21 protein-coding genes are annotated in these 24508 nt (G+C 70.4%); 10 read left to right on the forward strand and 11 right to left on the reverse strand.

The annotated features are described in order from the left end of the window. The 3 genes from EIZ44_RS22095 to EIZ44_RS22105 form a co-directional block, all read right to left on the reverse strand. The gene (locus tag EIZ44_RS22095) at window positions 1-516 is read right to left on the reverse strand and encodes an FKBP-type peptidyl-prolyl cis-trans isomerase (RefSeq protein WP_134730913.1); all 516 of its coding nucleotides are present in this window, start codon (window positions 514-516) and stop codon (window positions 1-3) included. Between the two features lie 63 nt (window positions 517-579). Continuing rightward, window positions 580-2829: a HelD family protein gene (locus EIZ44_RS22100; RefSeq protein ID WP_134730915.1), complete on the reverse strand. Its 2250-nt coding sequence runs from the start codon at window positions 2827-2829 to the stop codon at window positions 580-582. Window positions 2830-2932: 103 nt separating this feature from the next. Further along, window positions 2933-3913, reverse strand: a complete 981-nt coding sequence (locus tag EIZ44_RS22105) for a heme o synthase (protein ID WP_134730917.1) — start codon at window positions 3911-3913, stop codon at window positions 2933-2935. A 433-nt stretch (window positions 3914-4346) separates the two neighbouring features. On the opposite strand from EIZ44_RS22105, the gene tkt reads away from it, so the two are divergent. Genes tkt through pgl form a run of 6 tightly spaced genes read left to right on the forward strand, consistent with a single transcriptional unit; the run spans window position 4347 to window position 12517 of the window. Beyond that, window positions 4347-6446 carry a transketolase gene (tkt, locus tag EIZ44_RS22110; protein ID WP_134730919.1) on the forward strand — a complete coding sequence of 700 codons (2100 nt, stop codon included), beginning with the start codon at window positions 4347-4349 and terminating at the stop codon, window positions 6444-6446. Between the two features lie 13 nt (window positions 6447-6459). Further along, the gene (gene tal / locus EIZ44_RS22115; protein ID WP_037814657.1) at window positions 6460-7572 is read left to right on the forward strand and encodes a transaldolase; all 1113 of its coding nucleotides are present in this window, start codon (window positions 6460-6462) and stop codon (window positions 7570-7572) included. A 10-nt stretch (window positions 7573-7582) separates the two neighbouring features. Then, the gene (locus tag EIZ44_RS22120) at window positions 7583-9202 is read left to right on the forward strand and encodes a phosphoglucose isomerase-related protein (RefSeq protein WP_134730921.1); all 1620 of its coding nucleotides are present in this window, start codon (window positions 7583-7585) and stop codon (window positions 9200-9202) included. Beyond that, window positions 9199-10728, forward strand: a complete 1530-nt coding sequence (gene zwf, locus EIZ44_RS22125) for a glucose-6-phosphate dehydrogenase (RefSeq protein WP_037814653.1) — start codon at window positions 9199-9201, stop codon at window positions 10726-10728. Before EIZ44_RS22120 ends, zwf begins: the two co-directional genes overlap by 4 nt. Next, window positions 10725-11747: a glucose-6-phosphate dehydrogenase assembly protein OpcA gene (gene opcA, locus EIZ44_RS22130; protein ID WP_037814651.1), complete on the forward strand. Its 1023-nt coding sequence runs from the start codon at window positions 10725-10727 to the stop codon at window positions 11745-11747. The genes zwf and opcA overlap by 4 nt, the downstream gene beginning before the upstream one ends. Next, window positions 11744-12517 carry a 6-phosphogluconolactonase gene (pgl, locus tag EIZ44_RS22135; RefSeq protein ID WP_134730923.1) on the forward strand — a complete coding sequence of 258 codons (774 nt, stop codon included), beginning with the start codon at window positions 11744-11746 and terminating at the stop codon, window positions 12515-12517. The genes opcA and pgl overlap by 4 nt, the downstream gene beginning before the upstream one ends. Before the next feature lie 313 nt (window positions 12518-12830). Here the strand turns inward: pgl and EIZ44_RS22140 are convergent, their stop codons facing one another. Then, window positions 12831-13490 (reverse strand): GntR family transcriptional regulator, encoded by a 660-nt coding sequence (locus EIZ44_RS22140; protein WP_205673268.1) that lies wholly within the window; start codon window positions 13488-13490, stop codon window positions 12831-12833. 90 nt (window positions 13491-13580) lie between these two features. Here EIZ44_RS22140 and EIZ44_RS22145 point away from each other — a divergent pair, with 90 nt between their 5' ends. Next, window positions 13581-14120: a YbhB/YbcL family Raf kinase inhibitor-like protein gene (locus EIZ44_RS22145; RefSeq protein ID WP_134730927.1), complete on the forward strand. Its 540-nt coding sequence runs from the start codon at window positions 13581-13583 to the stop codon at window positions 14118-14120. 435 nt (window positions 14121-14555) lie between these two features. Further along, entirely contained in the window at window positions 14556-15758 is a 1203-nt protein-coding gene (locus EIZ44_RS22150; protein ID WP_167754239.1) for a sensor histidine kinase, read from the forward strand. A 531-nt stretch (window positions 15759-16289) separates the two neighbouring features. On the opposite strand, the gene EIZ44_RS22155 is transcribed toward EIZ44_RS22150, so the two are convergent. The 7 genes from EIZ44_RS22155 to EIZ44_RS22185 all read right to left on the reverse strand — a co-directional run bounded on the left by EIZ44_RS22155 (window position 16290) and on the right by EIZ44_RS22185 (window position 23400). Continuing rightward, complete coding sequence (locus tag EIZ44_RS22155) at window positions 16290-16634, reverse strand: RNA polymerase-binding protein RbpA (RefSeq protein ID WP_009075886.1); 345 nt, start codon at window positions 16632-16634, stop codon at window positions 16290-16292. A gap of 76 nt (window positions 16635-16710) precedes the next feature. Continuing rightward, complete coding sequence (gene secG / locus EIZ44_RS22160) at window positions 16711-16941, reverse strand: preprotein translocase subunit SecG (protein ID WP_033292761.1); 231 nt, start codon at window positions 16939-16941, stop codon at window positions 16711-16713. A gap of 136 nt (window positions 16942-17077) precedes the next feature. After that, window positions 17078-17863 (reverse strand): triose-phosphate isomerase, encoded by a 786-nt coding sequence (tpiA, locus tag EIZ44_RS22165; protein WP_037814643.1) that lies wholly within the window; start codon window positions 17861-17863, stop codon window positions 17078-17080. Then, complete coding sequence (locus EIZ44_RS22170; protein ID WP_134730929.1) at window positions 17864-19078, reverse strand: phosphoglycerate kinase; 1215 nt, start codon at window positions 19076-19078, stop codon at window positions 17864-17866. It lies immediately after the preceding gene. 5 nt (window positions 19079-19083) lie between these two features. Continuing rightward, complete coding sequence (gap, locus tag EIZ44_RS22175; protein ID WP_037814640.1) at window positions 19084-20085, reverse strand: type I glyceraldehyde-3-phosphate dehydrogenase; 1002 nt, start codon at window positions 20083-20085, stop codon at window positions 19084-19086. A gap of 960 nt (window positions 20086-21045) precedes the next feature. Further along, window positions 21046-22455, reverse strand: a complete 1410-nt coding sequence (locus EIZ44_RS22180) for a winged helix DNA-binding domain-containing protein (RefSeq protein WP_240691377.1) — start codon at window positions 22453-22455, stop codon at window positions 21046-21048. 54 nt (window positions 22456-22509) lie between these two features. Next, on the reverse strand, window positions 22510-23400 hold the full coding sequence (locus tag EIZ44_RS22185; protein ID WP_134730931.1) for a LysR family transcriptional regulator: 891 nt from the start codon (window positions 23398-23400) through the stop codon (window positions 22510-22512). Between the two features lie 115 nt (window positions 23401-23515). Here EIZ44_RS22185 and EIZ44_RS45600 point away from each other — a divergent pair, with 115 nt between their 5' ends. Continuing rightward, complete coding sequence (locus EIZ44_RS45600; protein ID WP_240691374.1) at window positions 23516-23935, forward strand: YncE family protein; 420 nt, start codon at window positions 23516-23518, stop codon at window positions 23933-23935. 33 nt (window positions 23936-23968) lie between these two features. Beyond that, on the forward strand, window positions 23969-24496 hold the full coding sequence (locus EIZ44_RS45605) for a YncE family protein (protein WP_240691375.1): 528 nt from the start codon (window positions 23969-23971) through the stop codon (window positions 24494-24496). Window positions 24497-24508: the final 12 nt, after the last annotated feature.

Here is a 24508-nt window from a genome sequence, read left to right on the forward strand (position 1 = left end):
TCAGGAAACCGAGAGGGCGTCGGTCACGAACACCAGCGTTTCGTTGGGCGCGATGCCGCGTCCGCCGTCCTTGTAGGCGAGGGCGGGCGGGATGATCATCAACCGCCGCCCGCCCTGTTTGACGCCGACGAGGCCCTGGTCCCAGCCCTCGATGACCTGGCCGGCGCCGAGATCGAGGCCGAACGGCTCGCCGCGGTCGAACGAGCTGTCCAGCTTCTTCTTGTTCGACCAGGTGACGACCAGGTAGTTCATGGACAGCTTCGACCCGGCGGCCGCGGCCTTCCCGGCGCCCGCGGAGAGGTCCTTGGTGAGCAGCTTCTTCGGCGGGGCACAGTCGTCCGGGATGGTGATCGTCGGCGCCTGGCCGAAGTTCCCGGTGGTCTTGATGTCGTCCGCGGTGCACTCGCGGCTCGGGGTCGCCGGAGCCGCGCTGCTGTCGCCGCCGCAGGCCGTGAGGCCGAACGCGGCGACCGCCACGACCGCGCCGAGGACAGCTGTCCTGCCGATGTTCTGCATGCCCGGACTTTATCCGCACGGCGCAGCCGTTCCGTTGAGGGCGGTGGTGGGGCGGGGTCCGGGTTAACCAAGCCCGCCGAGCGCGGGCACCGCCGGACCAGTCCGCACCACGCCGAGCCGCTGCGTCGCCCGGGTCAGCGCCACGTACAGGTCGTTCAGCCCGCGCGCCGAGCCAGCCACGATCTCGTCCGGCGACACCAGCACGACCCCGTCGAACTCCAGTCCCTTGGAACGATCGACGGTCAGCACGCTCAGCCGGTCGTCCTCCGGAAGCAGCTTCCGCACCTCGTCCATGCGCGAACCCGGCACCAGGACCGCGACCGTCCCACCGTCCACAGCGGACAGTTCCGCGGCCACCAGCGGCGGCAGTTCCTCGTCCAGCGAGGCGACCTCCACGCCCCACGGCGGCACCCCGGTCTCCCGCACCGATGCGGGCGCGGCCAGGTCCACGTCCAGTTCAGCAAGCACGCCCGCCGCGACCGCCATGATCTCCGCCGGGGTGCGGTAATTCACCGTCAGCTGCTCCAGCCGCCAGCGGTCCGCGACATAGGGCGACAGCACCTCGTCCCAAGTCCGCGCTCCCCCGGCGGCCCCGGTCTGCGCGACGTCGCCGACCAGCGTCATCGACCGGTTCGGCGTGCGGCGCATCAGCAGGCGCCAGTCCATCGCGGACAGTTCCTGCGCCTCGTCCACGATCACGTGCCCGAACGTCCACGTCCGGTCCTGCGCCGCCCGTTGCGCCGCGGTCAGCTCGCTGCGCGCCTGCTGGCGTTCGGCGAACAGTTCGGCGTCCAGCACGTCGGACACCCGCAGGATCTCCTCGTCCTGGATTTCCTCGTCCTGCTCGAGAATGTCCAGCACGCCTTCGGCATACGCGCGCTCGACGCGTTCCTGGCGCTTCTGCTCGGCCTCCTCCTCGGAGTCGTCGCTGCCGAGCAGTTCGGCCAGTTCGTCGAGCAGCGGCACGTCGGCGGGCGTCCACTTCGCGTCGCGGCCGCTCTCCAGGTGCTTCCGGTCCTCTTCGGACAGCAGCTCGCCCGCCGCCCGGTCGAGGTGTTCGCGCTCGGCGAACAGGTCGTCCAGCAGGCCCGCGGGCGTGAGTTTCGGCCACAGCGAGTTCAGCGCGGCGGCCACCGCGGGGCTCGACGCGAGCTCGGCACGGATGTCCTGGACGTCCTGCGCGTCCAGCAGGTCCTCGCCCAGCGCACGCGCGGCCTGCCGGGTGAGCGCGTCGAGCACGTCGGAGACGAACAGCCGTCGCGCGAGGTTGTGCGGCCGGCGCGAACGGCGAGCCCGGGTGCGGGCCTGCGCGCAGGTCTTCCGGTCGAGCTTGAGGATTTCGCGTTCGTGCTCGATCTCGATCACCGGATCGGGTACACCTTGCCGGTCGCGGACTGCCTTGGCGAGCACCTCGGCCATCACCAGCCGGCCCTTCACCTCGGCCGCTTCCGGCGACTCGACTCCGTCCGCGTCCAGGCCCGGCCACAGCTGCCCGATGGTCGACAGCAGCACGCCGGTCTCGCCGAGCGACGGCAGCACCTGGCCGATGTAGCGCAGGAAGGTCGAGTTCGGGCCGACGACGAGCACGCCGCGCGTGGTCAGCTGCTGGCGGTGCGTGTAGAGCAGGTATGCCGCGCGGTGCAGCGCGACCGCGGTCTTGCCGGTGCCCGGCGCGCCCTGCACCACCATCACCCCGCCGAGCGGCGCGCGGATGATCCGGTCCTGTTCGGCCTGGATGGTGGCGACGATGTCGGCCATCTCGCCGGTCCGCCGGCGCTCCAGCGCGGCCAGCAACGCGGCCTCGCCGGCGAGCCCGAGGTCCTGGCCCTGGTCGGCGGCGGTCAGGTCGAGGATCTCGTCGTCGAACCCGGTGACGCGACGGCTCAGCGACCGCAGGTGGCGACGGCGGCGCACGCCGTCCGGCGAAGCGGCGGTGGCGAGGTAGAAGGGCCGCGCGACCGGCGCGCGCCAGTCGATCAGCAGCGGCCGGTAGTCGTCGTCCTCGTCGAACAGCCCGAGCCGTCCGATGTAGGCGGTTTCCTCGGTGTCTTCGGAGGCGCTGCCGGGCCCGAAGTCCAGCCGGCCGAAGCACAGCCCCTGTTCGACCGAACCGAGCTGGGCGAGCCGGTCGCTGTGCAGGTTCGTGGCGGCTTCGCGTTCGGTCCGCGCCTGCGGCGTCCCGCCGGTCTGGCGCAGGGTCTCGTCGAGGCGGCGCTGGGTCTGGGTGCGTTCGGCGTCGAGCTTCGCGAACAGCGCGTCGACATAAGCCTGCTCGCGGCGCAGCTCGGCTTCGTAGGCCGGTTCCTCGGGCAAGGAAAGGTCCTGCTTTCAGGTCGGGATCGGGGCCGGAAGAGTGCAACCGGCGAGGATCCCGGGCCATTCCTGCCCGGCGCGGATCGGGTGCGAACGGGTCGGGTCAGAAAGGCAGGCCGAGGACCGGCAAGCCGATCGCCGAGTCGACCGCCAGCGCGACGAACACGATCATCAGGTACGTGTTCGACCGGTGGAACAGCGCCATCGGCTTGGTCTCCTCGCCGCGGTGCACGGCGGCCTGCAGCCGGTGCGCGTAGAAGAGGAACCAGCCGCCGGCGAGGATCGCGAAGGTCGCGTACAGCCAGCTGGTGACCGGGAGCAGCAGCAGCGTCCAGGCGACCATCACCCACGAGTAGATGACGATCTGCCGGGCCACGTGCTCGGCGGTCGCGACGACCGGGAGCATCGGCACGCCCGCGCGCTCGTAGTCGTCGCGGTACTTCATGCCCAGCGCCCAGGTGTGCGGCGGCGTCCAGAAGAAGATCACGCCGAACATCACGAACGCCGGCCACTGCACGGTGCCGGTGACCGCGACCCAGCCGATCAGCACCGGCATGCAGCCCGCGGCCCCGCCCCAGACCACGTTCTGCGACGTCCGCCGCTTGAGGCCGAGGGTGTAGACGAAGATGTAGAACAGGATGGTCGCGATCGCGAGGACCGCCGCCAGCAGGTTCACCGTGAAGTACAGGACGGCGAACGAGGCGATGCCCAGGACGAGTCCGAAGACCAGCGCGTTGCGCCGCGGCACCGCGTCCTTCACCAGCGGCCGCCGCTTGGTGCGGTTCATGACCTTGTCGATGTCGCTGTCGATCACGCAGTTGAGCGCGTTCGCGCTGCCCGCGGCCATGGTGCCGCCGACCAGCGTCGCGACCACCAGCCACGGGTTCGGCACCTCGCGCCCGGCGAGGAACATCGCGGGGATCGTGGTGACGAGGAGAAGCTCGATCACGCGCGGCTTCGCCAGCGCGGCGTACGCGCCGGCCACCTGGCGGAAGCTTCGCCGGGCCCCGCTCGGCCGTCCGCCGTCCGGGGGTACGGCGCTGGTGTCTTCACTGCGTCCGTGCGCAGCGTTCACCAACGACATTTCTCTCCCTGAGTCAGTCCTGGGCCGGGCGGCGCGGAAGAAGAGGTGGTGCTCATGGAGAACTTCCGTGCCTGGCCCGCGATCGATGTTAGACGTGACGGACCGGCCCGACGCCCGCGGGTCCGGGACACGCCCGGCGGTGTTCCCTCCGTCACGTCCGCCGCGGCGGGCCGCGATGAGTCGGGACGGCCCGCGGCGGGTAGCCGGAGACAGACAGGCGGGCAGGATCACCTCACCCGCAGCGCCCGCGCCCGCGCTCGCGCGCACGCACTAGGGTGACAGCGACGGGCCGCTCGCTCCGCCTGCACAGCGCCGCCAGCAGGAATATCGTCCCTTCGGGATCGATTGAGATAACTGAGGGCGCACACCGCAGCACTTGAGCGGCACGCACGGAATACAGCCACCACTTCACCGACGCAGGAGTTCGAGTTCAGTGTCCGAAACCTCTAGCAGCGAGACCAACCCCTTGCTCCGGCGCAACGTGCCGGCCGACTGGACCGAGACCGACACCCGCGCCGTGGACACCGCCCGCGTGCTGGCCGCGGACGCCGTCGAAAAATGCGGCAGCGGGCACCCGGGCACTGCGATGAGCCTGGCGCCGCTGGCGTACACGCTGTTCCAGCGCACGATGCGGCACGACCCCGCCGACCCGGAGTGGCCCGCCCGCGACCGGTTCGTCCTCTCCGCCGGGCACTCCAGCCTGACCCTCTACATCCAGCTGTACCTGGCCGGGTTCGGCCTGGAGCTGGAAGACCTCGAGCAGCTGCGCCGCTGGGGCTCCAAGACCCCGGGCCACCCGGAGTACCGGCACACCAAGGGCGTCGAGACCACCACCGGCCCGCTGGGCCAGGGCCTCGCGAACGGCGTCGGCATGGCGATGGCGGCGCGCCGCGAGCGCGGCCTGCTGGACCCGGACGCCCCCGCCGGCGAGAGCATCTTCGACCACCACATCTACGTGATCGCCTCCGACGGCGACATCGAAGAGGGCGTCACCTCCGAGGCCTCGTCCATCGCGGGCCGCCAGGAACTGGGCAACCTGATCGTCTTCTACGACGACAACAAGATCTCCATCGAGGACGACACCAACATCGCGCTGTCCGAGGACGTCGCGAAGCGGTACGAGGCCTACGGCTGGCACGTGCAGACCGTCGAGGGCGGCGAGGACGTCGTCGCGATCGAGGCGGCCATCAAGGCGGCGCAGGCCGAGACCACGCGGCCGTCGTTCATCCAGCTGCGCACGATCATCGGCTACCCGGCCCCGACGAAGATGAACACCGGCAAGGCGCACGGCGCGGCGCTGGGCGCGGAAGAGGTCGCGGGCGTCAAGAAGGCGCTGGGCTTCGACCCGGAGAAGAACTTCGACGTCGACGAGGCCGTGCTCGCGCACACCCGCCAGGCGATCGAGCGCGGCGAGAAGCAGCGCGCCGAGTGGCAGGAGCGCTTCGAGGCGTGGGCCGCGGCGAACCCGGAACGCAAGAAGCTGGCCGACCGGCTGTCGACCCGCACGCTGCCCGAGGGCTTCGCGGACAACCTGCCGTCGTGGGAGCCCGACGCCAAGGGCATCGCCACCCGCAAGGCCTCCGGCGAGGTGCTCAACGCGCTGGCCGAGCCGCTGCCCGAGCTGTGGGGCGGTTCCGCGGACCTCGCGGAGAGCAACAACACCACCATGAAGGGCGCCGACTCGTTCGGCCCGGCCGCGGCCGGCACCGACATGTGGAAGACCAACCCGTACGGCCGCACGCTGCACTTCGGCATCCGCGAGCACGCGATGGGCTCGATCCTCAACGGCATCGCGCTGCACGGCGGCACCCGCCCGTACGGCGCGACCTTCCTCACCTTCTCCGACTACATGCGCCCGCCGGTCCGGCTCGCCGCGCTGATGAAGGCCCCGGTCATCTACGTGTGGACGCACGACTCGATCGGTCTCGGCGAGGACGGCCCGACGCACCAGCCGATCGAGCAGATCGCCGCGCTGCGCGCCATCCCGGGCCTCAACGTCGTCCGCCCGGCGGACGCCAACGAGACCGCGTACGCGTGGAAGGCCGTGCTGGAGGACGTGCACCACCCGTCCGGCTTCGCGCTGACCCGGCAGAACGTGCCGGTGCTGGAGGGCACGAACGCCGAGGGCGTCAAGAAGGGCGGCTACGTGCTGGCCGAGGCGTCCAACGGCACCCCGGAGGTCGTGCTGATCGCGACCGGTTCCGAGGTCCAGCTGGCCGTCGAGGCGCGCAAGACCCTCGAGGCCGACGGCATCCCCGCCAGCGTGGTCTCGATGCCGTGCGTCGAGTGGTTCGACGCGCAGGACCAGGACTACAAGGACGCCGTCCTGCCGCCGACGGTCAAGGCCCGCGTTTCGGTCGAAGCCGGGATCGCGATGCCGTGGCAGCGCTTCACCGGCGACGCCGGCGAGAACGTGTCGATCGAGCACTACGGCGCCTCGGCCGACGCCGCGACGCTCTTCCGCGAGTTCGGCTTCACCGCCGAAGCCGTGGTCGACGCCGCCCGCCGCTCGATCGCCAACACCAAGAACTGAAGGGAGAGCAACCATGAGCACTGATCGGCTCGCACAGCTGTCCGAAGCAGGCGTCTCGATCTGGCTGGACGACCTCTCGCGGGAGCGCCTGAACTCGGGCAACCTCGCCGGGCTCATCCGCGACAAGCACGTCGTCGGCGTGACCACCAACCCGACGATCTTCGCGAACGCGCTGTCGAAGGGCGCCGCCTACGACGAGCAGGTCAACGACCTCGCCGCGCGCGGTGCGGACCTCGACGGCACCGTCCGGGAGCTGACCACCACCGACGTGCGCAACGCCGCGGACCTGTTCCGCGACGTGTACAACGCCACGAACGGCGTCGACGGCCGCGTGTCCATCGAGGTGGACCCGCGCCTGGCGAAGGACACCGACAAGACGGTGGCCGAGGCCAAGGACCTGTGGAAGACCGTCGACCGGCCGAACGTGATGATCAAGATCCCGGCGACCGAAGAGGGCCTGCCCGCGATCACCGCGGTGCTCGCCGAGGGCATCAGCGTCAACGTCACGCTGATCTTCTCCGTCGAGCGCTACGAGGCCGTCATCAAGGCCTTCTTCGCCGGTCTCGAGCAGGCGAAGGCCAACGGCCACGACCTCAAGGGCATCCACTCGGTCGCGTCGTTCTTCGTGTCCCGTGTGGACAGCGAGGTCGACAAGCGGCTGAACGCGATCGGCACCGACGAGGCCAAGGCGCTGCTGGGCGAGGCGGCCATCGCCAACGCGCGGCTCGCGTACGCGGCCTTCGAGAAGCTGTTCGCCACGGACCAGTGGAAGGCGCTCGCCGAGGCCGGCGCGAACGCGCAGCGTCCGCTGTGGGCCTCCACCGGCGTGAAGGACCCGGCCTACTCCGACACCCGGTACGTCGACCAGCTCGTGGTCAAGGACGTCGTGAACACGATGCCCGAGAAGACCATGGACTCGGTCGCCGACCACGCCGAGATCACCGGCGACACGGTTTCCGGAAAGGGCGAGCAGGCGCAGGCGATCTTCGACAAGCTGTCGGCGGCCGGCATCGACGTGCCGGACGTGTTCGTGACGCTGGAGACCGAAGGCGTCGAGAAGTTCGAGAAGTCCTGGCAGGAACTGCTGGACACGGTGACCGGGCAGCTGAACAAAGCGAGGGGCTGAACCAGAGACCATGAGCGGGGACGAAACCGGCGTCGTGATCGTCGACGCCGAACTGGCAGAAAAGGCAGCGCCGCTGGCGCAGCGGCTGGCCGCCGACGGCGCCGCTGCCAAGCTCGCCGCCAAGGACTCCACCCTGTGGGGTCCGGACGCCGAGTCCGAAGCGTCGATCCGATTGTCCTGGACGACGTTGCACAAGTCGTCGCGTCCGTTGATCGGGGAAATCGAAGCGCTGCGCGCGGAACTGCGCAGCGAGGGCGTGGACCGCGTGGTGCTCGCCGGCATGGGCGGTTCGTCGCTCGCGCCGGAGGTCATCACCGCCACCGCCGGCGTCCCGCTCACGGTTCTCGACACGACCGACCCCGGCCAGGTGGCCGACGCGCTCGCGGGCGACCTCGAGCGCACCGTCATCGTGGTGTCGTCGAAATCCGGCGGCACCGTCGAGACCGACAGCCACCGCCGGATCTTCGCCAAGGCGTTCGCGGACGCCGGGATCGACGCGGCGCGACGCATCGTCGTCGTCACCGATCCCGGCTCCCCGTTCTCCGAGCTGGCGGAGAAGGAGGGCTACCGCAAGACCTTCCTGGCCGACCCGCACGTCGGCGGCCGCTACTCCGCGCTGACCGCGTTCGGCCTCGTGCCGGCCGGTCTCGCGGGCGCGGACGTCGCGCGGCTGCTCGACCAGGCGGCATCGGTCGCGGAAACGCTCGCCGAGGACGCGCCGGAGAACCCGGCCGTGCAGCTGGCGGCGGCGTGGGGCGCGGCGCACGAGGCCGGTGCGGAGAAGGTCGTGCTGGCCGACACCGGTTCGGGCATCAAGGGTTTCCCGGACTGGGCGGAGCAGCTGATCGCCGAGTCCACCGGCAAGCTCGGCACCGGCCTGCTGCCGGTGGCCGTCGAGGGCCCGGACGCGCCCGGGTTCGCCGACCACGGCAAGGACGCGACCGCGGTCGCGATCGGCGCGCCGGAAGGCGCGGCGCAGATCTCGGTGACCGGCCCGCTCGGCGCGCAGTTCCTCTTGTGGGAGTTCGCGACCGCGCTCGTCGGTCGGCTGATCGGGATCAACCCGTTCGACCAGCCGGACGTCGAAGCGGCCAAGAAGGCGGCGCGTGCGCTGCTGGACGACCCGGAGAAGCTGAAGGGCGGCGAAGCACCGGCCACTGTGGACGGTACCGTCGAAGTCTTTGGCAGCGAAGGGGTTTCGACAGACGGCAAGCTCGCCGACGTCCTGCGCGCGTTCTTCGGTTCGGTGGCCGACGGCGGGTACATCGCCGTGCAGGCGTACCTCGACCGGCTGGACGACGCGTCGACTTCGTTGCTGCGCGGCGAAATCGCCAAGCGGACCGGCGTGCAGACGACGTTCGGCTGGGGCCCGCGGTTCCTGCACTCCACCGGGCAGTACCACAAGGGCGGCCACCAGAACGGCAGCTTCCTGCAGATCACCGGAGCCGTCGAGGACGACCTGTCGGTGCCGGACCGCCCGTACACGCTGGGGCAGCTCCAGCACGCGCAGGCGCTCGGCGACGGCCAGGTGCTCGCCGAGCACGGGCGCCCGGTGCTGCGGCTGCACCTGACCGACCGCGCCGCCGGGCTCGCCGAGCTCGTGCGGGCAGTGCAGGAGGCCGCTCAGTGACCACCTGGCGCAACCCGCTGCGGGACCCCCGCGACAAGCGGCTGCCGCGGATCGCCGGGCCGTCGAGCCTGGTGATCTTCGGCGTCACCGGCGACCTGGCGCGCAAGAAGCTCATGCCCGCCATCTACGACCTCGCGCACCGCGGGCTGCTGCCCGCCGGGTTCTCGCTGGTCGGCTTCGCCCGCCGGGACTGGGAACACCAGGACTTCGGCGAGCTGGTGCACGATTCGGTGCGAGAGCACGCGCGGACGCCGTTCAAGGAGTCGGTGTGGAACCGGCTCGCCGAAGGTATCCGGTTCGTCCAGGGCACTTTCGACGACGACGACGCCTTCGACCGGCTCGCGAAGACCGTGCGCGAACTGGACGAGGAACGCGGCACCGGCGGCAACACCGCGTTCTACCTGTCGATCCCGCCGGGCGCGTTCCCCGTGGTGACCAAGCAGCTGGCGCGTTCGGGCCTCGCGCAGGCCGACGAGAACACCTGGCGACGCGTGGTCATCGAGAAGCCGTTCGGGCACGATCTCAAGAGCGCCAAGGAGCTCAACGCGATCGTGAACGACGTCTTCCCCGAGGAGTCGGTGTTCCGCATCGACCACTACCTCGGCAAGGAGACGGTGCAGAACATCCTGGCGCTGCGGTTCGCGAACCAGCTGTTCGAGCCGATCTGGAACGCGAACTTCATCGACCACGTGCAGATCACCATGGCCGAGGACATCGGCCTCGGCGGCCGCGCGGGGTACTACGACGGGATCGGCGCGGCGCGCGACGTCATCCAGAACCACCTGCTGCAGTTGCTCGCCTTCACCGCGATGGACGAGCCGCTGTCGTTCGAGCCGAAGGCGCTGCGGTCGGAGAAGGCCAAGGTGCTGGCGGCGACCAAGCCGATGCTGCCGCTCGACCAGACCACCGCGCGCGGGCAGTACGCGGGCGGCTGGCAGGGCGGCACGAAGGTGCCGGGGCTGTTGCAGGAAGCCGGGTTCGCGAAGGACTCGAAGACCGAGACGTACGCCGCGGTGACGCTGGAGGTGCAGAACCGCCGCTGGGCGGGCGTGCCGTTCTACCTGCGCACCGGCAAGCGGCTCGGCCGCCGCGTCACCGAGATCGCGGTCGTGTTCAAGCGCGCGCCGCACCTGCCGTTCGACTCCACCTCCACCGAGGAACTGGGGCAGAACGCGCTGGTCATCCGCGTGCAGCCGGACGAGGGCATCACGCTGCGGTTCGGGTCGAAGGTGCCGGGGACCACGATGGAGGTCCGCGACGTCACGATGGACTTCGGCTACGGCCACGCGTTCACCGAATCGTCGCCGGAGGCCTACGAACGGCTGATCCTGGACGTGCTGCTGGGCGAGCCGTCGCTGTTCCCGGTGAACGAGGAAGTCGAGCTGTCGTGGGAGATCCTCGACCCGGTGCTGTCGCACTGGGCGAAGCTCGGCACCGCGCCGGAGCAATACCCGCCGGGCAGCTGGGGACCGAAGTCGGCTGACGAGATGCTGGAACGTACCGGCAGGCACTGGAGGCGTCCGTGATCATCGACCTGCCGTCGACCACGACGTCGGCGCTGAACAAGAAACTGGTGGAGATCCGCGAGCAGGGCGGCCAGGTCGCGCTCGGCCGGGTGCTGACGCTGGTGATCGTCGCGGACGACGACGCCAAGCTCGAGGACGCCATCGAGGCCGCGAACGACGCCAGCCGCGAGCACCCGTCGCGGGTGATCGTCGTGGCGAAGGGCGCGCGCACGGCCGCGCCGCGGATAGACGGCCAGATCCGCGTGGGCGGCGACGCCGGCGCGAGCGAGGTCATCGTGCTGCGGCTGTACGGTCCGCTGGCCGCGCAGGGGCAGAGCGCCGTGGTGCCGCTGCTGCTGCCGGACGCGCCGATCGTCACCTGGTGGCCGGGCGCCGGTCCGAAGGCTCCCGCGGAGGACCCGCTCGGTCAGCTGGCACAGCGGCGGATCACCGACTCGGCCGCGGAAAAGAGCCCGATAAGGTCTCTCACCACGCGCGCGAAGTCCTATGTGGAGGGTGACACCGACCTGGCGTGGACCCGGCTGACCCGCTGGCGGGCGCAGCTGGTGTCGGCGCTGGACCTGCCGCCGTACGAGAAGATCACGAGCGCGACGGTCACCGGCGAGGCGGATTCGCCGTCCACCGAACTGCTCGCGGGCTGGCTCGCCGAGTACCTCAAGGCACCGGTGCACCGGGTCAAGAGCTCGAGCGCGCAGGGCATCATCTCGGTGAAGCTGGAGCGGAAGTCGGGCGCGGTGGAGCTGACGCGGCCGGACGGGCGGGTCGGCACGCTGACCCAGCCGGGCCAGCCGACGCGGCGGATCGCGTTGCAGCGGCGCAGCAACCCGGAATGCCTCGTCGAGGAACTCCGGCGGCTCGACCCGGACGAGATCTACGAGGCGGCGCTGCACGGGCTGCACAAGATCGCCGCTTCCAACGGATCGAAGCCCGCTGCCGCCAAGCCTGCGGCCGCCGCTAAGCCCGCTGCGGCCGCGAAGCCGAAGACGGCACGCAAGACGGCGGAAAAGAGCAGCTCATGAGCCGGACCGAGGTCGTCGTCTACGAAAACCCGGACCTGCTCGCCGCGGCCGCCGCGGCCCGCTTGGTGACCCGGATCGTCGACGTGCAGGCGGCCCGCGGTGCCGCGTCGGTGGTGCTCACCGGCGGCGGCACCGGCATCGCCGTGCTGCGCGAACTGCGGGAGTCGAGCGCGCGGGACGCGATCGACTGGTCGCGGCTGGACATCTACTGGGGCGACGAACGGTTCGTCCCGGCGGATTCGGACGAGCGCAACGAGAAGGGCGCCCGCGAAGCCCTGCTCGACCACGTGCCGCTGGCTCCGGAGCGGGTGCACGCGATGGCCCCGTCGGACGGCGAATTCGGCGACGACGTCGACGCTGCCGCCGAGGCCTACGCGAAGGTCCTCTCCGACGCGGCGGGCCCCGGCGCGGACGTGCCGGAGTTCGACATCATGCTGCTGGGCCTCGGCGGCGAGGGCCACACGGCGTCGCTGTTCCCGGAAACCGCCGAGGTGCGCGAAACACAGCGCTCGGTAGTGCCGGTCCGCGACTGCCCGAAGCCCCCGCCGACGCGCGTATCGCTGACGCTGCCCGCCATCCGCCGCGCCCGCGAGGTGTGGCTGATGACGGCAGGAACCGCCAAGGCGGACGCGGTCGCGCAGGCACTGGCCGGTGCGCCCGAAACGCAGATCCCCGTCTCGGGCGCCCGCGGCTACCGGCGGACGCTGTGGCTCCTCGACCGCGAGGCGGGCGGGAAGCTGACGAAGGTGTACCAGCCGCCAGCCGAGTAAGACGGTTTGCCGGGAAGGGCTCCTCGCGCGTGTGGCGCGGGGAGCCTTTTTCGTTGCGGTGCAAGGCGGTTGCTGAATGGCTCACCAGCGACTCCTCGCGCATTGCCGCTGAGTTCTTCTCCGCCGCGCTGCACCGAATCCGCTACTCTCCCGCCGCGCAGCATCGCCGCCGAATGGTTCGCCAGCGACTCCCGCACATTCCTGCCGCGCCCGAATCCGTTGCGCGGCAACGAATCCGCCACCTTCCCTCCGATCGGAAGCGCCTGCCAGCAACTCCCGCCGGACCCATCTCCCTCGCGCCGCAAGGAATCCGCTACTCCCCCGCCGACTCCGCCCCCGTCAGCAGCGCCGCCGTCGCCCCGAGGTGGTCCGTCAGCAGTCCCGCCGCCTCCTCCGGGTCCCGGCTCAGCGCGGCCCGTTCCAAGGCCTCGTGCTGGGCGAGCACCTCCTCCACCGGCAGCCGGTACGCCGGGTGCACCGTCCAGCGCCGGGCCAGTTCGCTCGCCATCCACATCCGGTCGAAATTCTCCAGCAGCACCGCGTTCCCGCAGCCGTCGAGCAGCGTGCGGTGGAACAAGCGGTGCGCCTCCGCCCAAGCAGCGGAGTAGTAGCTGCCTTCGTCCGGCACATACATCGGCGTCCGGGCGAGCCGGTGCCCCGCCGCGCGCACCCGCGTCTCCCACTCCAGGTCTCCGCGCGCGACCGACAACCGCAGCATCGCGGGCTCGACCGTCTGGCGCGCCTCGACGATCTCCTGCCACCGCCGATCCGCCAGCGAGGGCACCGCGAACCCGCGGTTCGTCAGCCGTTCCGCCAAGCCCTCCCCGACCAGCCGCACCAGCGCTTCCCGCACCACGGCCAGGCTGACCTCGTACCGCGCCGCCAGTTCCTGCGGTTTCAGCGCCTGCCCCGGCTCGACCTCGCCGCGCATGATCGCGTCGCGGACCTGGTCGTAGATCTGCTCGGACAGCATCTGCTTCATGCGCTCAGGATAGACGATCCCTCAAATCATCGATTATTAGTGTTATAGTCGATGACATACCGCTTCTCTTGAGAGGAACCCATGTCCGCCAACTCCCCGTTCGCGCGCCTTCCCGAGGTGCCGAGCTTCACCGTCACCAGCACAACCGTCGCCGACGGCGCGGCCTGGTCCGCCGAGCAGTTCTCCGGGATCTTCGGCGTGCCCGGCGGCAAGGACACGTCGCCGCAGCTGTCCTGGTCCGGCGCTCCGGAAGGCACGAAGAGCTACGCCGTCACGGTGTACGACGCCGACGCTCCGACCGGTTCCGGCTTCTGGCACTGGGCCGTCGCCGACATCCCCGCCACCGTCGCCGACCTGCCGGAAGGCGCGGGCGACGACACCGGCTCCGGACTCCCCGAGGGCGCGTTCCAGTTGCGCGGCGACGCGGGTGCCGCCCGTTTCATCGGCGCGGCCCCGCCCGCCGGTCACGGCGAACACCGCTACTTCGTCGTCGTGCACGCCCTGGATGTCGCGTCGATCGGCGTCCCGGCCGACGCGACGCCCGCCGTCCTCGGGTTCACCATGTTCGGCCACGTGCTCGGCCGCGCGGTTCTCGTCGCGACCGCGGAGACGCCCGCGTAAGCCTCAGCCCGCCCGCTTACCCGGCCGCCGCGTCCGTGCTCGCCACGACGCGGCGGCCTTCGATTGCGCAGCGACACGTCCCACCCACCCGCACGGGTGATCTCTCCCCTGTACGCGTGGCACGGACCCGGCGTCGACCTGGGCGGCAAACGGAGTAACTGACACTGCGCCAAAAAGCGGCTCACCAGTATGTGGGAACCGCCGTATGGTGAACATAAGGTGATGTGATCGACACAAGGTGATGTCGACCGCGCTATGTTCATCCTGTTGGAGCAGTTGTGGAGATTACAACACCACAAGAACCACTCTGGGTGAAACTTACTGGCAACACACACGTTCCCGTTAGCATCCGCACATTTGTTCACCGCCGCGCGTCCCGATCGGGTGGCCGGAGCATCTCATCACTAAGTCCACAAGACGAATGGGGTCGCCGCGATGAGCACTGAGGGACTCTCGATTCCTGGCATCTCGATGAGCAGCTCCGCCGCGGGAGCCGCCCGGCGGGACAGGCGAGTCAGCCTGACCGGGGCGTTCGCCGTGTTCCGGAAGCCCATCGTCGCGACGATCGCCGTCGAAGCGGTGGTCGTGCTGCTGGCGGTGCTCGACGTCTGGCTCGTCGTGCCGCCGAAAGCACAGCCCTATTCGCTCTACCTGTCGGCCGCCGCGTGCCTCGCGGTCGTGGTGCGGCGGCGGTTCCCGTTCCTCGCGGTGCTCGCCGCGGCACCGGGGTTCTTCGCCGGATGGGCGCAGCTCGCGTCGATGCTCAACCTCGGCATGCTCGCGACACGGCGGCAGCTGCACTGGCAGACCTGGGTCGGCGCGGGACTGGTGTTCACCTGCCGGTTCGTGCGGTGGCCGCTGTCGGAGTTCGCGGAACTGAGCTGGCGCGAACACGTCCTCGACGGGATCTACGGCGTGCTGGTGGCCGGGATGCCGATCGCGATCGGCCTGCTGATCGGGGCGCGCGCGGAGATCTCGGCGAAACTGCGCGAGCTGGCCAAGAGCCGCGACCGCGAACGCCGCTTCCACGCCGACGCGGTGCGCGCCGAGGAACGCGCCCGGCTGGCCCGCGAGATGCACGACGTGGTTTCGCACCAGATCACGCTGATCGCCATGCAGGCCGGCGCGCTGCAGGCGCAGGCGAAGGACGGCCCGGCGCTGGAGACGGCGCAGGTCATCCGCCAGCTGTCGACGCGAACCCTCGAGGAACTGCGCTCGCTGGTGAGCGTGCTGCGCTCCGGCTCCGGGGACGACGGCCCGCGGCCCGGCATCGGCGAGCTGGACCACCTGATCCGCGAGTGCGACGTCCCGGTGCAGCTGACCGTCGAGCAGCTCCCGGACACCCTGCCGAGCCAGGTCTCGGCGGCGGCGTACCGGACGGTGCAGGAATGCCTGACGAACGTCCACAAGCACGCACCCGGCGCGACGGCCACGATCCGCATCCACGCGGCGAGCGGCGCGCTGGACATCGAGGTGGAGAACGCCCGCGCCTGCCGTGCGGGCGAGGCCTTCCCGTCGGGCGGCCACGGACTCACCGGACTAGCCGAACGCGCCCGCCTGCTGGGCGGAAGCTTCGAAACCTCCGGGACGGAGGACGGCGGATTCCGGGTGCGGGCACGGTATCCGCTGGACCGCTGAACCTGACGGGGATTGGCCTGGACCGGTCAAGAGCCTTGGCCGGGTCGGGCCTCGATGGCGCCAGAGCGGGAATCGGGCCTTTCCGGAGGTCTAGACCTGCTTCTGCGCGGTCTGGACCACTCGGGCGGCATCCAGTTCCGGCGGTCCGAACGGGAGCTTCTCCGCCGGGCTGAGCCGCCCGGGCGACAGCCACTCCCCCGGCGCAAACCGAGGGTCTTCGGGCCCGCAAAGGTCCTGAAGGTCCGGACCACGCAGGCTAGGTCCCGCGCTCCGAACCGCGCCACAGATCCAGGCCCGCCCTCTCCCCGCCTGGACCGCCCGGACGACAGCCAATCCCGCCGCCCGAACTGCCGACCCGGCTGCGGTCCAGACTTGCCTCATCGCCGGTCCGGACCGCCGAGGCATCCCCACTGCACGGGAGTTCCCGGGGGTGGTCTGGACCTGCCGAGGTCCAGTCCACCCCGGGAACTAAAAAACCACCGGCCCTCGCCCTCGCGGACGGGAAGCCGGTGGTCCCGGAGAAACCGTGCCTCAGATCAATTCGCGGCGTTGGCGGAGGCGCTCGAGCGCTTCGGCGAGGATGGCCTCGCCGTCGGCGTCGCTGCGGCGTTCCTTCACGTAAGCCAGATGTGTCTTGTACGGCTCGGTACGAGGCGCGGCGGGCGGATTCTGCTCGTCCTGACCGCCCGGGAGCCCGCAGCGCGGGCAGTCCCATTCGTCGGGGATTTCCGCGTCCATCGCGAACGACGGGCGAGCCTCGTGCCCGTTCGCGCACCAATACGACACCCGGCGCCGTGGCGCCGATTCACCCCGCTCCGATTCGCCCGAAGGACCGGCACCCACGCGGGTGCCGCGAATCGCGTTACCGCCAACCATGAATCCTCACCCGTTGGAATCGGCGGCGCGCCCCCCAATAGGCACGCCGATCGCAAGTCCCCTTCCGGGGACCCGGTCATACCTTGAGCAGGAGGCCGAGACCCACGATGCTGATCAGCCAGATGGCCCCGAGCAGCAGCGTGATCCGGTCGAGGTTCTTCTCGGCGACGCTGGACCCCGCGAGGCTCGACTGCATCCCGCCGCCGAACAGGGACGACAGGCCGCCGCCCCGGCCGCGGTGCAGCAGCACGGCCACCACCAGCAGGACGCTGGAGGCGATCAACAGGATTTGCAGGAACAGCTTCATGTCATCCTCTGTGCTTGTCGGAGCATGCAGGGGTACGGCCGAACCCGCACAGCGTGCGGATCTTCACCGTACCCCTGGACTCGTCCACTGCTCTAGTGACGGACCGAACACACAGGCTACCCGGTAGTGCCCACGATCAGGGCAGCGGGCCACCGGCGGCGAGCGCGCAGAGCTTGGTGAACTCCTCGCCGTCGAGGCTCGCGCCGCCGACCAGCGCCCCGTCGATGTTGTCCGCGGCCACCAGCTCGGAGACGTTCCCGGACTTCACCGAGCCGCCGTAGAGCACGCGGACCGCGGTGGCGACCTCGTCGCCGTACTTCTCCGAGAGCGTCCCGCGCAGGGACTTGCAGACCTCTTCGGCGTCGGCGGCGGTCGCGACCTTGCCGGTGCCGATGGCCCACACCGGCTCGTACGCGATCACCACGGCCTGCACCTGTTCGGCCTTGAGCCCCTTGAGGCCCTCGATCAGCTGGTTGCGGGTGTGCTCGAGGTGCTCGCCCGCCTCGCGGATCTCGAGCTCCTCGCCCACGCACAGGATCGGCGTGATGCCGTGCTTGAGCGCGGCCTTGACCTTCTTGTTGACCAGCTCGTCGGTCTCGCCGTGGATCGCGCGCCGCTCCGAGTGCCCGACGGTGACGAAGCTGCAGCCCAGCTTCGCCAGCATCGGGCCGGAGATGTCGCCGGTGAACGCGCCCGAGTCCTGCGGCGACAGGTCCTGCGCGCCGTAGGTGAGGGAGAGCTTGTCGGCGTCGACGAGCGTCTGCACGCTGCGGATGTCGGTGAACGGCGGCAGCACGGCCACGTCCACCTTCGCGTAGTACTTCTCCGGCAGCGCGAAGGCGATCTTCTGCACCAGGGCGATGGCCTCGAGGTGGTTGAGGTTCATCTTCCAGTTGCCTGCCACCAGGGGCTTGCGTGCCACTTAGTTCTTCCCCTCCAGCGCCGCCACGCCGGGCAGCTCCTTGCCTTCCAGGTACTCCAGCGAGGCGCCGCCGCCGGTGGAGATGTGCGAGAAGCCGTCCTCGGGCAGGCCCAGCTGCCGCACCGCGGCGGCCGAATCGCCGCCGCCGACCACGGTGAACGCGTCGCTCTTGACGAGCGCCTCGGCCACCGCGCGGGTGCCGCCGGCGAACGCCTCGAATTCGAAGACGCCCATCGGGCCGTTCCAGAAGACGGTCGCCGCGTCGGCGAGCTTCTGCGCGAACAGCTCGGCGCTGCGCGGGCCGATGTCGAGGCCCATGCGGTCGGCCGGGATGGCGGTGACGTCGACGGCCTCGTGCGCCGCGTCGGCGGCGAACCCGTCGGCCGCGAGCACGTCGACCGGCAGCACCAGTTCGACGCCGCGCTTCTCGGCCTCGGCGAGGAAGCCCTTGACCTGGTCGAGCTGGTCTTCCTGCAGCAGCGACGTGCCGACCTCGCAGCCCTTGGCCTTGAGGAACGTGTACGCCATGCCGCCGCCGATGAGCAGCCGGTCGACCTTGGTGAGCAGGTTCGCGATGACGCCGAGCTTGTCGGACACCTTCGAGCCGCCGAGCGCGACCACGTACGGCCGTTTGACGTCGTCGGTGAGCTTCTTCAGCACGTCCAGCTCGGCCAGCACGAGGCCGCCCGCGTACGCCGGGAGCACCGCGGCGATCTCGTAGACCGAGGCCTGCTTGCGGTGCACGACGCCGAAGCCGTCGGAGACGAACGCCCCGCCCGGGGTCAGCGCGGCCAGCTCCGCCGCCAGCTCGGACCGGTCGACGGCGTCCTTGCTGGTCTCGCGCGCGTCGAAGCGCACGTTCTCCAGCAGGACGACGCTGCCGTCGGCCAGACCGGCGGTCAGCGCCTTCGCCGACTCGCCGACGAGGTCGCCGGCCAGCGGGACCTCGGCGCCGAGCAGCTCGCTGAGCCGCTTCGCGACCGGGGCGAGCGTGAACTTCGGGTCCGGCTCGCCCTTGGGGCGGCCGAGGTGCGCGGTGACGACGACCTTCGCGCCCGCGTCGGCGAGCTTCTTGATCGTCGGCAGCGCGGCGCGGACCCGGCCGTCGTCGGTGATGGCCGACCCGTCGAGCGGGACGTTCAGGTCGCTGCGCACCAGCACGTAGCGGCCCTGAACGCCCTCGCCCAGCAGGTCGTCGAGGTTCTTGACGCTCATCAGGTTCAGAGCTTCGAGCCGACGAGCTTGATCAGGTCGGCGAGGCGGTTGGAGTAGCCCCACTCGTTGTCGTACCAGCCGACGACCTTGACCTGGTCGCCGATCACCTTGGTGAGCGGCGAGTCGTAGATGCAGGACGCCGGGTCGGTGACGATGTCCGAGGACACGATCGGGTCGACCGAGTACTTCAGGATGCCGGCCAGCGGGCCTTCGGCGGCGGCCTTGTAGGCGGCGTTGATCTCCTCGACCGTGGCGGACTTCTTGAGGGTCACGGTGAGGTCGGTGGCCGAGCCGGTCGGGACCGGGACGCGCAGCGCGTAGCCGTCCAGCTTGCCGAGCAGCTCCGGCAGCACGAGGCCGATCGCCTTGGCCGCGCCGGTGGAGGCCGGGACGACGTTCAGGGCGGCGGCGCGGGCGCGGCGCAGGTCCTTGTGCGGGCCGTCCTGCAGGTTCTGGTCCTGCGTGTAGGCGTGGATCGTGGTCATCAGGCCCTGCTCGATGCCGAAGGCGTCGTTGAGGACCTTGGCCAGCGGGCCGAGGCAGTTGGTGGTGCAGGACGCGTTCGAGATGATCGTCTGCGAGCCGTCGTACTTGTCGTCGTTGACGCCGAGGACGACGGTCAGGTCCTCGCCCTTGGCGGGCGCGGAGATGATGACCTTCTTCGCGCCGCCGGCGATGTGCGCCTTGGCGGCGTCGGCGTTGGTGAAGAAGCCGGTCGACTCGACGACGACGTCCACGCCCAGGTCGCCCCAGGGCAGGTTGGCCGGGTCGCGCTCGGCGAGGGCCTTGATGGTCTTGCCGTCGACGACGATGCCCTCGTCGGAGACGCTGACCTCGCCCGGGAAGCGGCCGAGGATCGAGTCGTACTTGAGCAGGTGGGCCATGGTGGCGACGTCGCCGAGGTCGTTGAACGCGACGACCTCGATGTCGTGACCGCTCGCCTTCACGGCACGGAAGAAGTTGCGGCCGATCCGGCCGAAGCCGTTGACACCTACGCGAACGGTCACTGCTGCCACTCCTCTGGTGTTGATCACGGCGGCGGCGCGCCGGCCGCCGACCGCTGAAGTTGGTCACTGCGGAAGTTCCCCGGGGCGCCCGCCCCGGACGACTTCTGCGACTTCCGGAATCGGTGCAACCCTAGCGTGCGGGCCCCGTTGCCCCGGACTGCCCTGACGAGACTTCCACCACTGCCGGGAGACGTCAAGAATCGATTAAGAACCCAGCTCAGCCGGGTGAGGACCGAAAACGCGGCGGACGCTCCCGCGGTGTCAGGGGGAGGGAGCGGACCAGTGGCTTGATCGGTCTTGGTGCCCCGGTTCACGCTGTCGGGACGGTTTCGCCGGGGGTGGTGGGGCGGGGTCGCGGGGGTGGGGCAGAGGAGGGGGGCGGCTCGGGTTGGCCGGGTGGGGGCTTGGGGCAAGGTCGGCAGGACCGAGACGGGGTGGCTCGAGGGCTGGGCTCGGCGGGAGCGGCGCAGCAGGAGCTCGGGGCCAGGCTCGGCAGAACCCGGCCAGCAAGAGCACGACGGCCGAACTCGGCAGGGCTAGGGGGTCCGGCGGGAACCGGCACGGCATGCGCTCGGCACGGGCCCCGTCGCGCGAACGTCCGAGTGATTCGCGGCCGAGTACCGGACTCCCGCGAAGCGCACAGCGAACTCGCACCAGCCGCCGCGTCCCACGCTGCGCCGGTCTAGGTCGCCTCGGGCGAGTTGGGCAGGCGCGGCCTACCCGCCGAACCTTTAGGACATGCTTCGTTCCGGGCTCTCTTCGGCGACTCGGCAGCCGCGCGGTATACAGCCGTCCGCGTGTCCCCGGCAGGACTGGCTGCCAGGCGTCCCGAGGCTGGACAGCCTGGTCACGAGCCCGGCCACCGGGTCGTCTGGCTGTCGCCTGCCCCACCCATCGCCGGGTCGTCCGGCTCTCAGCAGCTCCACCCGCCGCCGGTCGGTTCGGCACCGTGCACGGGCGCTATCCGGACAGCTCCTTCTCCACCGGCGTGCGGAACTTCGGCACGACCCGGGCGTCTCCCAGCCAGGCGCTCAGCCGGGCTGCCTCGGCGTCCACCGCGGCGGTCTTCTCGGTTCCGATGTCCTCCAGCAGGCGCACCGCGACTTCTCCCGACGGGCGGTGGCACCAGGCTCCGACGATGCGGCCGTCGCTCCAGACCGTCGGGCCGATGTTGCCGCTGCGGTCGAACAGGGCGGGGCGGTGCGGGCCGACGTACCAGTCTCGGGACTGCCAGCCCATCGCGGTCGGGTCCAGCGCCGGGAGCAGGGCGATCCACGGGTCGGGAGCGGCGACCGGGGCCAGGTCGTCGGGCAGGGCGATCGCTGGTTCGCCGTCCAGGTCGACCTCGGCGGGGGCGACGGCGGTCAGGGCCTTTTTCGTCTGACCTGCCGTCCAGCCGGTCCACCAGCGGAGGTCGGCGACCGGGGCGGGGCCGAACGCGTGCAGCCATCGCCGGGCCAGGGTGGCTCGGGCTTCGTCTTCGGAGAGGCCTGGCCAGTCGGGGGACCCGCTGATGGTGCCCAAGTCAGAGCCGTTCGGTCCTCCGGCGGTGCCGGGGTGGGAGCGGCCTGGCCCGCTGGTTCCAGAACCCGAGCCCGCGACGCCGGGAACGGAGTGGTGCGGATTGCCAGCAGCAGAGCTCGGAGGGCCCGGCGAGTCGGCGGGGACGAGGGCGGGGCTGCCGGACCCAGCACCGGTTTTGGCTCCACGGCCAGCGCCAGAACCAGCCGACCCCTCGGCGTTTGCCAGCCAATCGGTCAACGGGGACCAGTGGTACTGCGTGCTCTGCCAACTCCCCCGCGGGCGTCCGCGCACGATGTGGCCTTCCGCAGCCAGCTGGAACAGCACCCGGCTGGTGACGTTGCCGATCGACTCGTACGGTTTTCCCTTCGCCATCAGCAGTTGCTGCCGCAGGCGCGGTTCGTCGTCCGCCAGTTGCTGGGCGGTCGCCGATCCCCTGGCGCGCAAGGCTTTTTCGACGCTCGCCATGACCTCGTCCAGCCATTCGCCAGGACGCGCGACATTCTCCGGATGGCCCAGGGTGCCCAGCTGCTTCTCGAGCAAGCGGCGTTGCCGGGCGGCGACGTCGTATGAGCACGCGGCTTGCACCGCACCGGCAGTGGCGACGTCGGTGACGAAAACGGTGCGCCGCATGCCCAGGATGCGCAGCAGGGTGCGCCGGGAGTACAGCGAGTCCTCGACGTCGGCGATCGAGACGTCACGCACGCGCGACCAGGCGGACAGGTACACCGAAGCGGGATCGGTGGCGTGCAGCGCGACGACGCCGTCGACTGCTTCCTCGACGGTCGTCGCCCGTGCCGCGAGGTGGTGGCGTATGCCGAGGCGGGCCCGGCGTTGGGCGAGGGTCATCTTCACGGCTCGATTTCTACCAGCTAGGTCCGACAGAAAACGCATCAGCGCTGGTCAGGAGGATGCGAGCAGGGTGGAGCGCACGTGGTTCCGGAACCAGGCCTGGGCGGGATCGGCTGCCGTCCGGGGATGCCAGGCCAGGCCCAGTTCGACGGGCGGCAGGTCGAGCGGGATGGCGAACGTCAGCAGGCCCAGAGCGGTCAGCAACGGGTCCAGCCAGCCTGCGATGCCGATGGTCACCAGGTCGCTCTCGCTCGCCAAAATCAGGGCGCTCGGGTGGCCGGGGACGACCGCGGCGACTCGGCGGTGCAGGCCCAGCCGGGCGAGGGCGGCGTCGATCGGGCCTTGTTGCTTGCCTCGGCGGGAGATGCCGATGTGGTCGGCGGCGGCGAAGGAAACCGGATCGATGGGGGCAGAGAAGAGCGGATTCCCTTGGCGCGCAATGCCCAGGACCGTCGAGTGCATCAACGGCTCCGTGCGGGTTTCCGGGTCGTGGTGACCGGCGGCGCCGATTTCCAGGTCTACCCGGCCGTCGCGCAAGGCTCCGCTGTCCTCTGTGGACTCCGGGACGAAGATGACCTCGACGTGCGGGGCTTCGGCGCGGAGGCGGGCGGTCAGAGAACCAGCCAGGCCGCTCACGACCAGGTCGGTCGCCTGGACGGTGAACGTGCGGCGGAGGTTGGCGGGGACGAAACCAGGGCCGGGGCCGAGGATGCGGTCGGCGCGGTGCACCAGGGTGGCGACTTCGTCTTTCAGTTCCAGCGCGCGCGGGGTCGGTACTAGGCCTTGACCTGCGCGGACCAGCAAGGGATCGCCGGTGGCGCGGCGCAGTTTGGCGAGGGTTCGGCTCACCGCGGCGGGCGAGCTGCCCAGTCTGGCCGCGGCGCGCGTGACGCTGCCTTCCTGAAGCAGGACGTCCAGCACGCGCAAGAGGTTCAGGTCCATGGCCGTCCCGGAAGGTTTGCGTTCAGCGGAAGAATTCCGTGCCGATTCTTGCATCGACGCGCAATCCGCGGCCGCCCAGAGTGGATCTCGTAGCCGAACACAAAGGAGAGAGCCAATGCGAGAAGCGATACTCGCGGTCGCTGGAGCGAAGGGGCCGGCGGTCGCCTTCTTCCACGTCGGGTCCGGGAAGCATCTCGGCACCGTCGAGGTGCCTGCGCAGCCGCACGACCTGTGCTTCGACCCCGTCCACCGCCTCGTCTGGACCGCGAGCGCGTACCGCCGCGGGGCGTACCACAGCCATGGCGAACGAGCGACCGAGCTGACCGCGATCGATCCGGATTCGCGCGAGGTCCTGGAGGTCGTCGATCTCTCGCCGGATCACGCGCCGCACGGTCTGGCAATCGATGCGACGCGAGGGCTGCTGTACGTGACGGTCGAGGCCAGTCCGGAAAGCGAGGGCGGCCTGGTGGTCGTCGATACCGCGACGCGACGCCCGGTCCGGCATCTCGCGACCGGCGCGCCGGGGCCGCATTAGGTCGCCATCAGTCCGGACGGGCGGCGCGGGTTCGTGACCAACAAGGAAGCGCCGTTCGTGTCCTTTGTGGACCTGGACAGTGGCGAGGTCGAGAAAATCTCTCTGCCCGGCAGTGAAGGGCTGGAGGTTTCCCGGGACGGCAAGCGGCTGTACGTCGCGGCTCCGTATCTGGAAAACGGGACCGAGCCGGTTCGCGCAGCGCCCGGGATCCGGGTGTTCGACGCGGTCACCGGAACTCTAGAAACCCTGTTGCCGACGGAACATCCGGTGCTGCCGATCCATTGCACGGCGTCCGGCGAGGTGTTGGCCGCCGAACTGGGCGGGCGGTTGCTGGCGTTTTCGGCGACCAGTCACGAACTGCTCGGGTCCATGGACCTGCGGACGGACTTTCCGCTCGCGATTCTCGCCGCCCCGGACGGCCGGATCGCGTTCGTGTCCGGGGCGGCATCGACCGAAGTGGAGGTCATCAATCTCCAGACCCGCACCCTGGTGACCACATTGGACACTGAAGCGGCCGGAGCGGCAGGCGGTCACGGGCTGGCGTACGTGCCCGTCAGCTGACGGGTCTCGGCG

The sequence above is a fragment of the Amycolatopsis nivea genome, assembly GCF_004522235.1.
In the GTDB taxonomy this organism is placed as follows: domain Bacteria; phylum Actinomycetota; class Actinomycetes; order Mycobacteriales; family Pseudonocardiaceae; genus Amycolatopsis; species Amycolatopsis nivea.

What these genes read in the sequence shown, in the direction of transcription:
- EIZ44_RS22095 (WP_134730913.1), bottom strand. Translation starts at nt 516, where the DNA reads ATGCAGAACATCGGCAGGACAGCTGTCCTCGGCGCGGTCGTGGCGGTC.
- EIZ44_RS22105 (WP_134730917.1), bottom strand. Translation starts at nt 3,913, where the DNA reads ATGTCGTTGGTGAACGCTGCGCACGGACGCAGTGAAGACACCAGCGCC.
- tal (WP_037814657.1), top strand. Translation starts at nt 6,460, where the DNA reads ATGAGCACTGATCGGCTCGCACAGCTGTCCGAAGCAGGCGTCTCGATC.
- EIZ44_RS22120 (WP_134730921.1), top strand. Translation starts at nt 7,583, where the DNA reads ATGAGCGGGGACGAAACCGGCGTCGTGATCGTCGACGCCGAACTGGCA.
- pgl (WP_134730923.1), top strand. Translation starts at nt 11,744, where the DNA reads ATGAGCCGGACCGAGGTCGTCGTCTACGAAAACCCGGACCTGCTCGCC.
- EIZ44_RS22140 (WP_205673268.1), bottom strand. Translation starts at nt 13,490, where the DNA reads ATGCTGTCCGAGCAGATCTACGACCAGGTCCGCGACGCGATCATGCGC.
- EIZ44_RS22145 (WP_134730927.1), top strand. Translation starts at nt 13,581, where the DNA reads ATGTCCGCCAACTCCCCGTTCGCGCGCCTTCCCGAGGTGCCGAGCTTC.
- EIZ44_RS22150 (WP_167754239.1), top strand. Translation starts at nt 14,556, where the DNA reads ATGAGCACTGAGGGACTCTCGATTCCTGGCATCTCGATGAGCAGCTCC.
- EIZ44_RS22155 (WP_009075886.1), bottom strand. Translation starts at nt 16,634, where the DNA reads ATGGTTGGCGGTAACGCGATTCGCGGCACCCGCGTGGGTGCCGGTCCT.
- secG (WP_033292761.1), bottom strand. Translation starts at nt 16,941, where the DNA reads ATGAAGCTGTTCCTGCAAATCCTGTTGATCGCCTCCAGCGTCCTGCTG.
- EIZ44_RS22170 (WP_134730929.1), bottom strand. Translation starts at nt 19,078, where the DNA reads ATGAGCGTCAAGAACCTCGACGACCTGCTGGGCGAGGGCGTTCAGGGC.
- EIZ44_RS22180 (WP_240691377.1), bottom strand. Translation starts at nt 22,455, where the DNA reads ATGACCCTCGCCCAACGCCGGGCCCGCCTCGGCATACGCCACCACCTC.
- EIZ44_RS22185 (WP_134730931.1), bottom strand. Translation starts at nt 23,400, where the DNA reads ATGGACCTGAACCTCTTGCGCGTGCTGGACGTCCTGCTTCAGGAAGGC.
- EIZ44_RS45600 (WP_240691374.1), top strand. Translation starts at nt 23,516, where the DNA reads ATGCGAGAAGCGATACTCGCGGTCGCTGGAGCGAAGGGGCCGGCGGTC.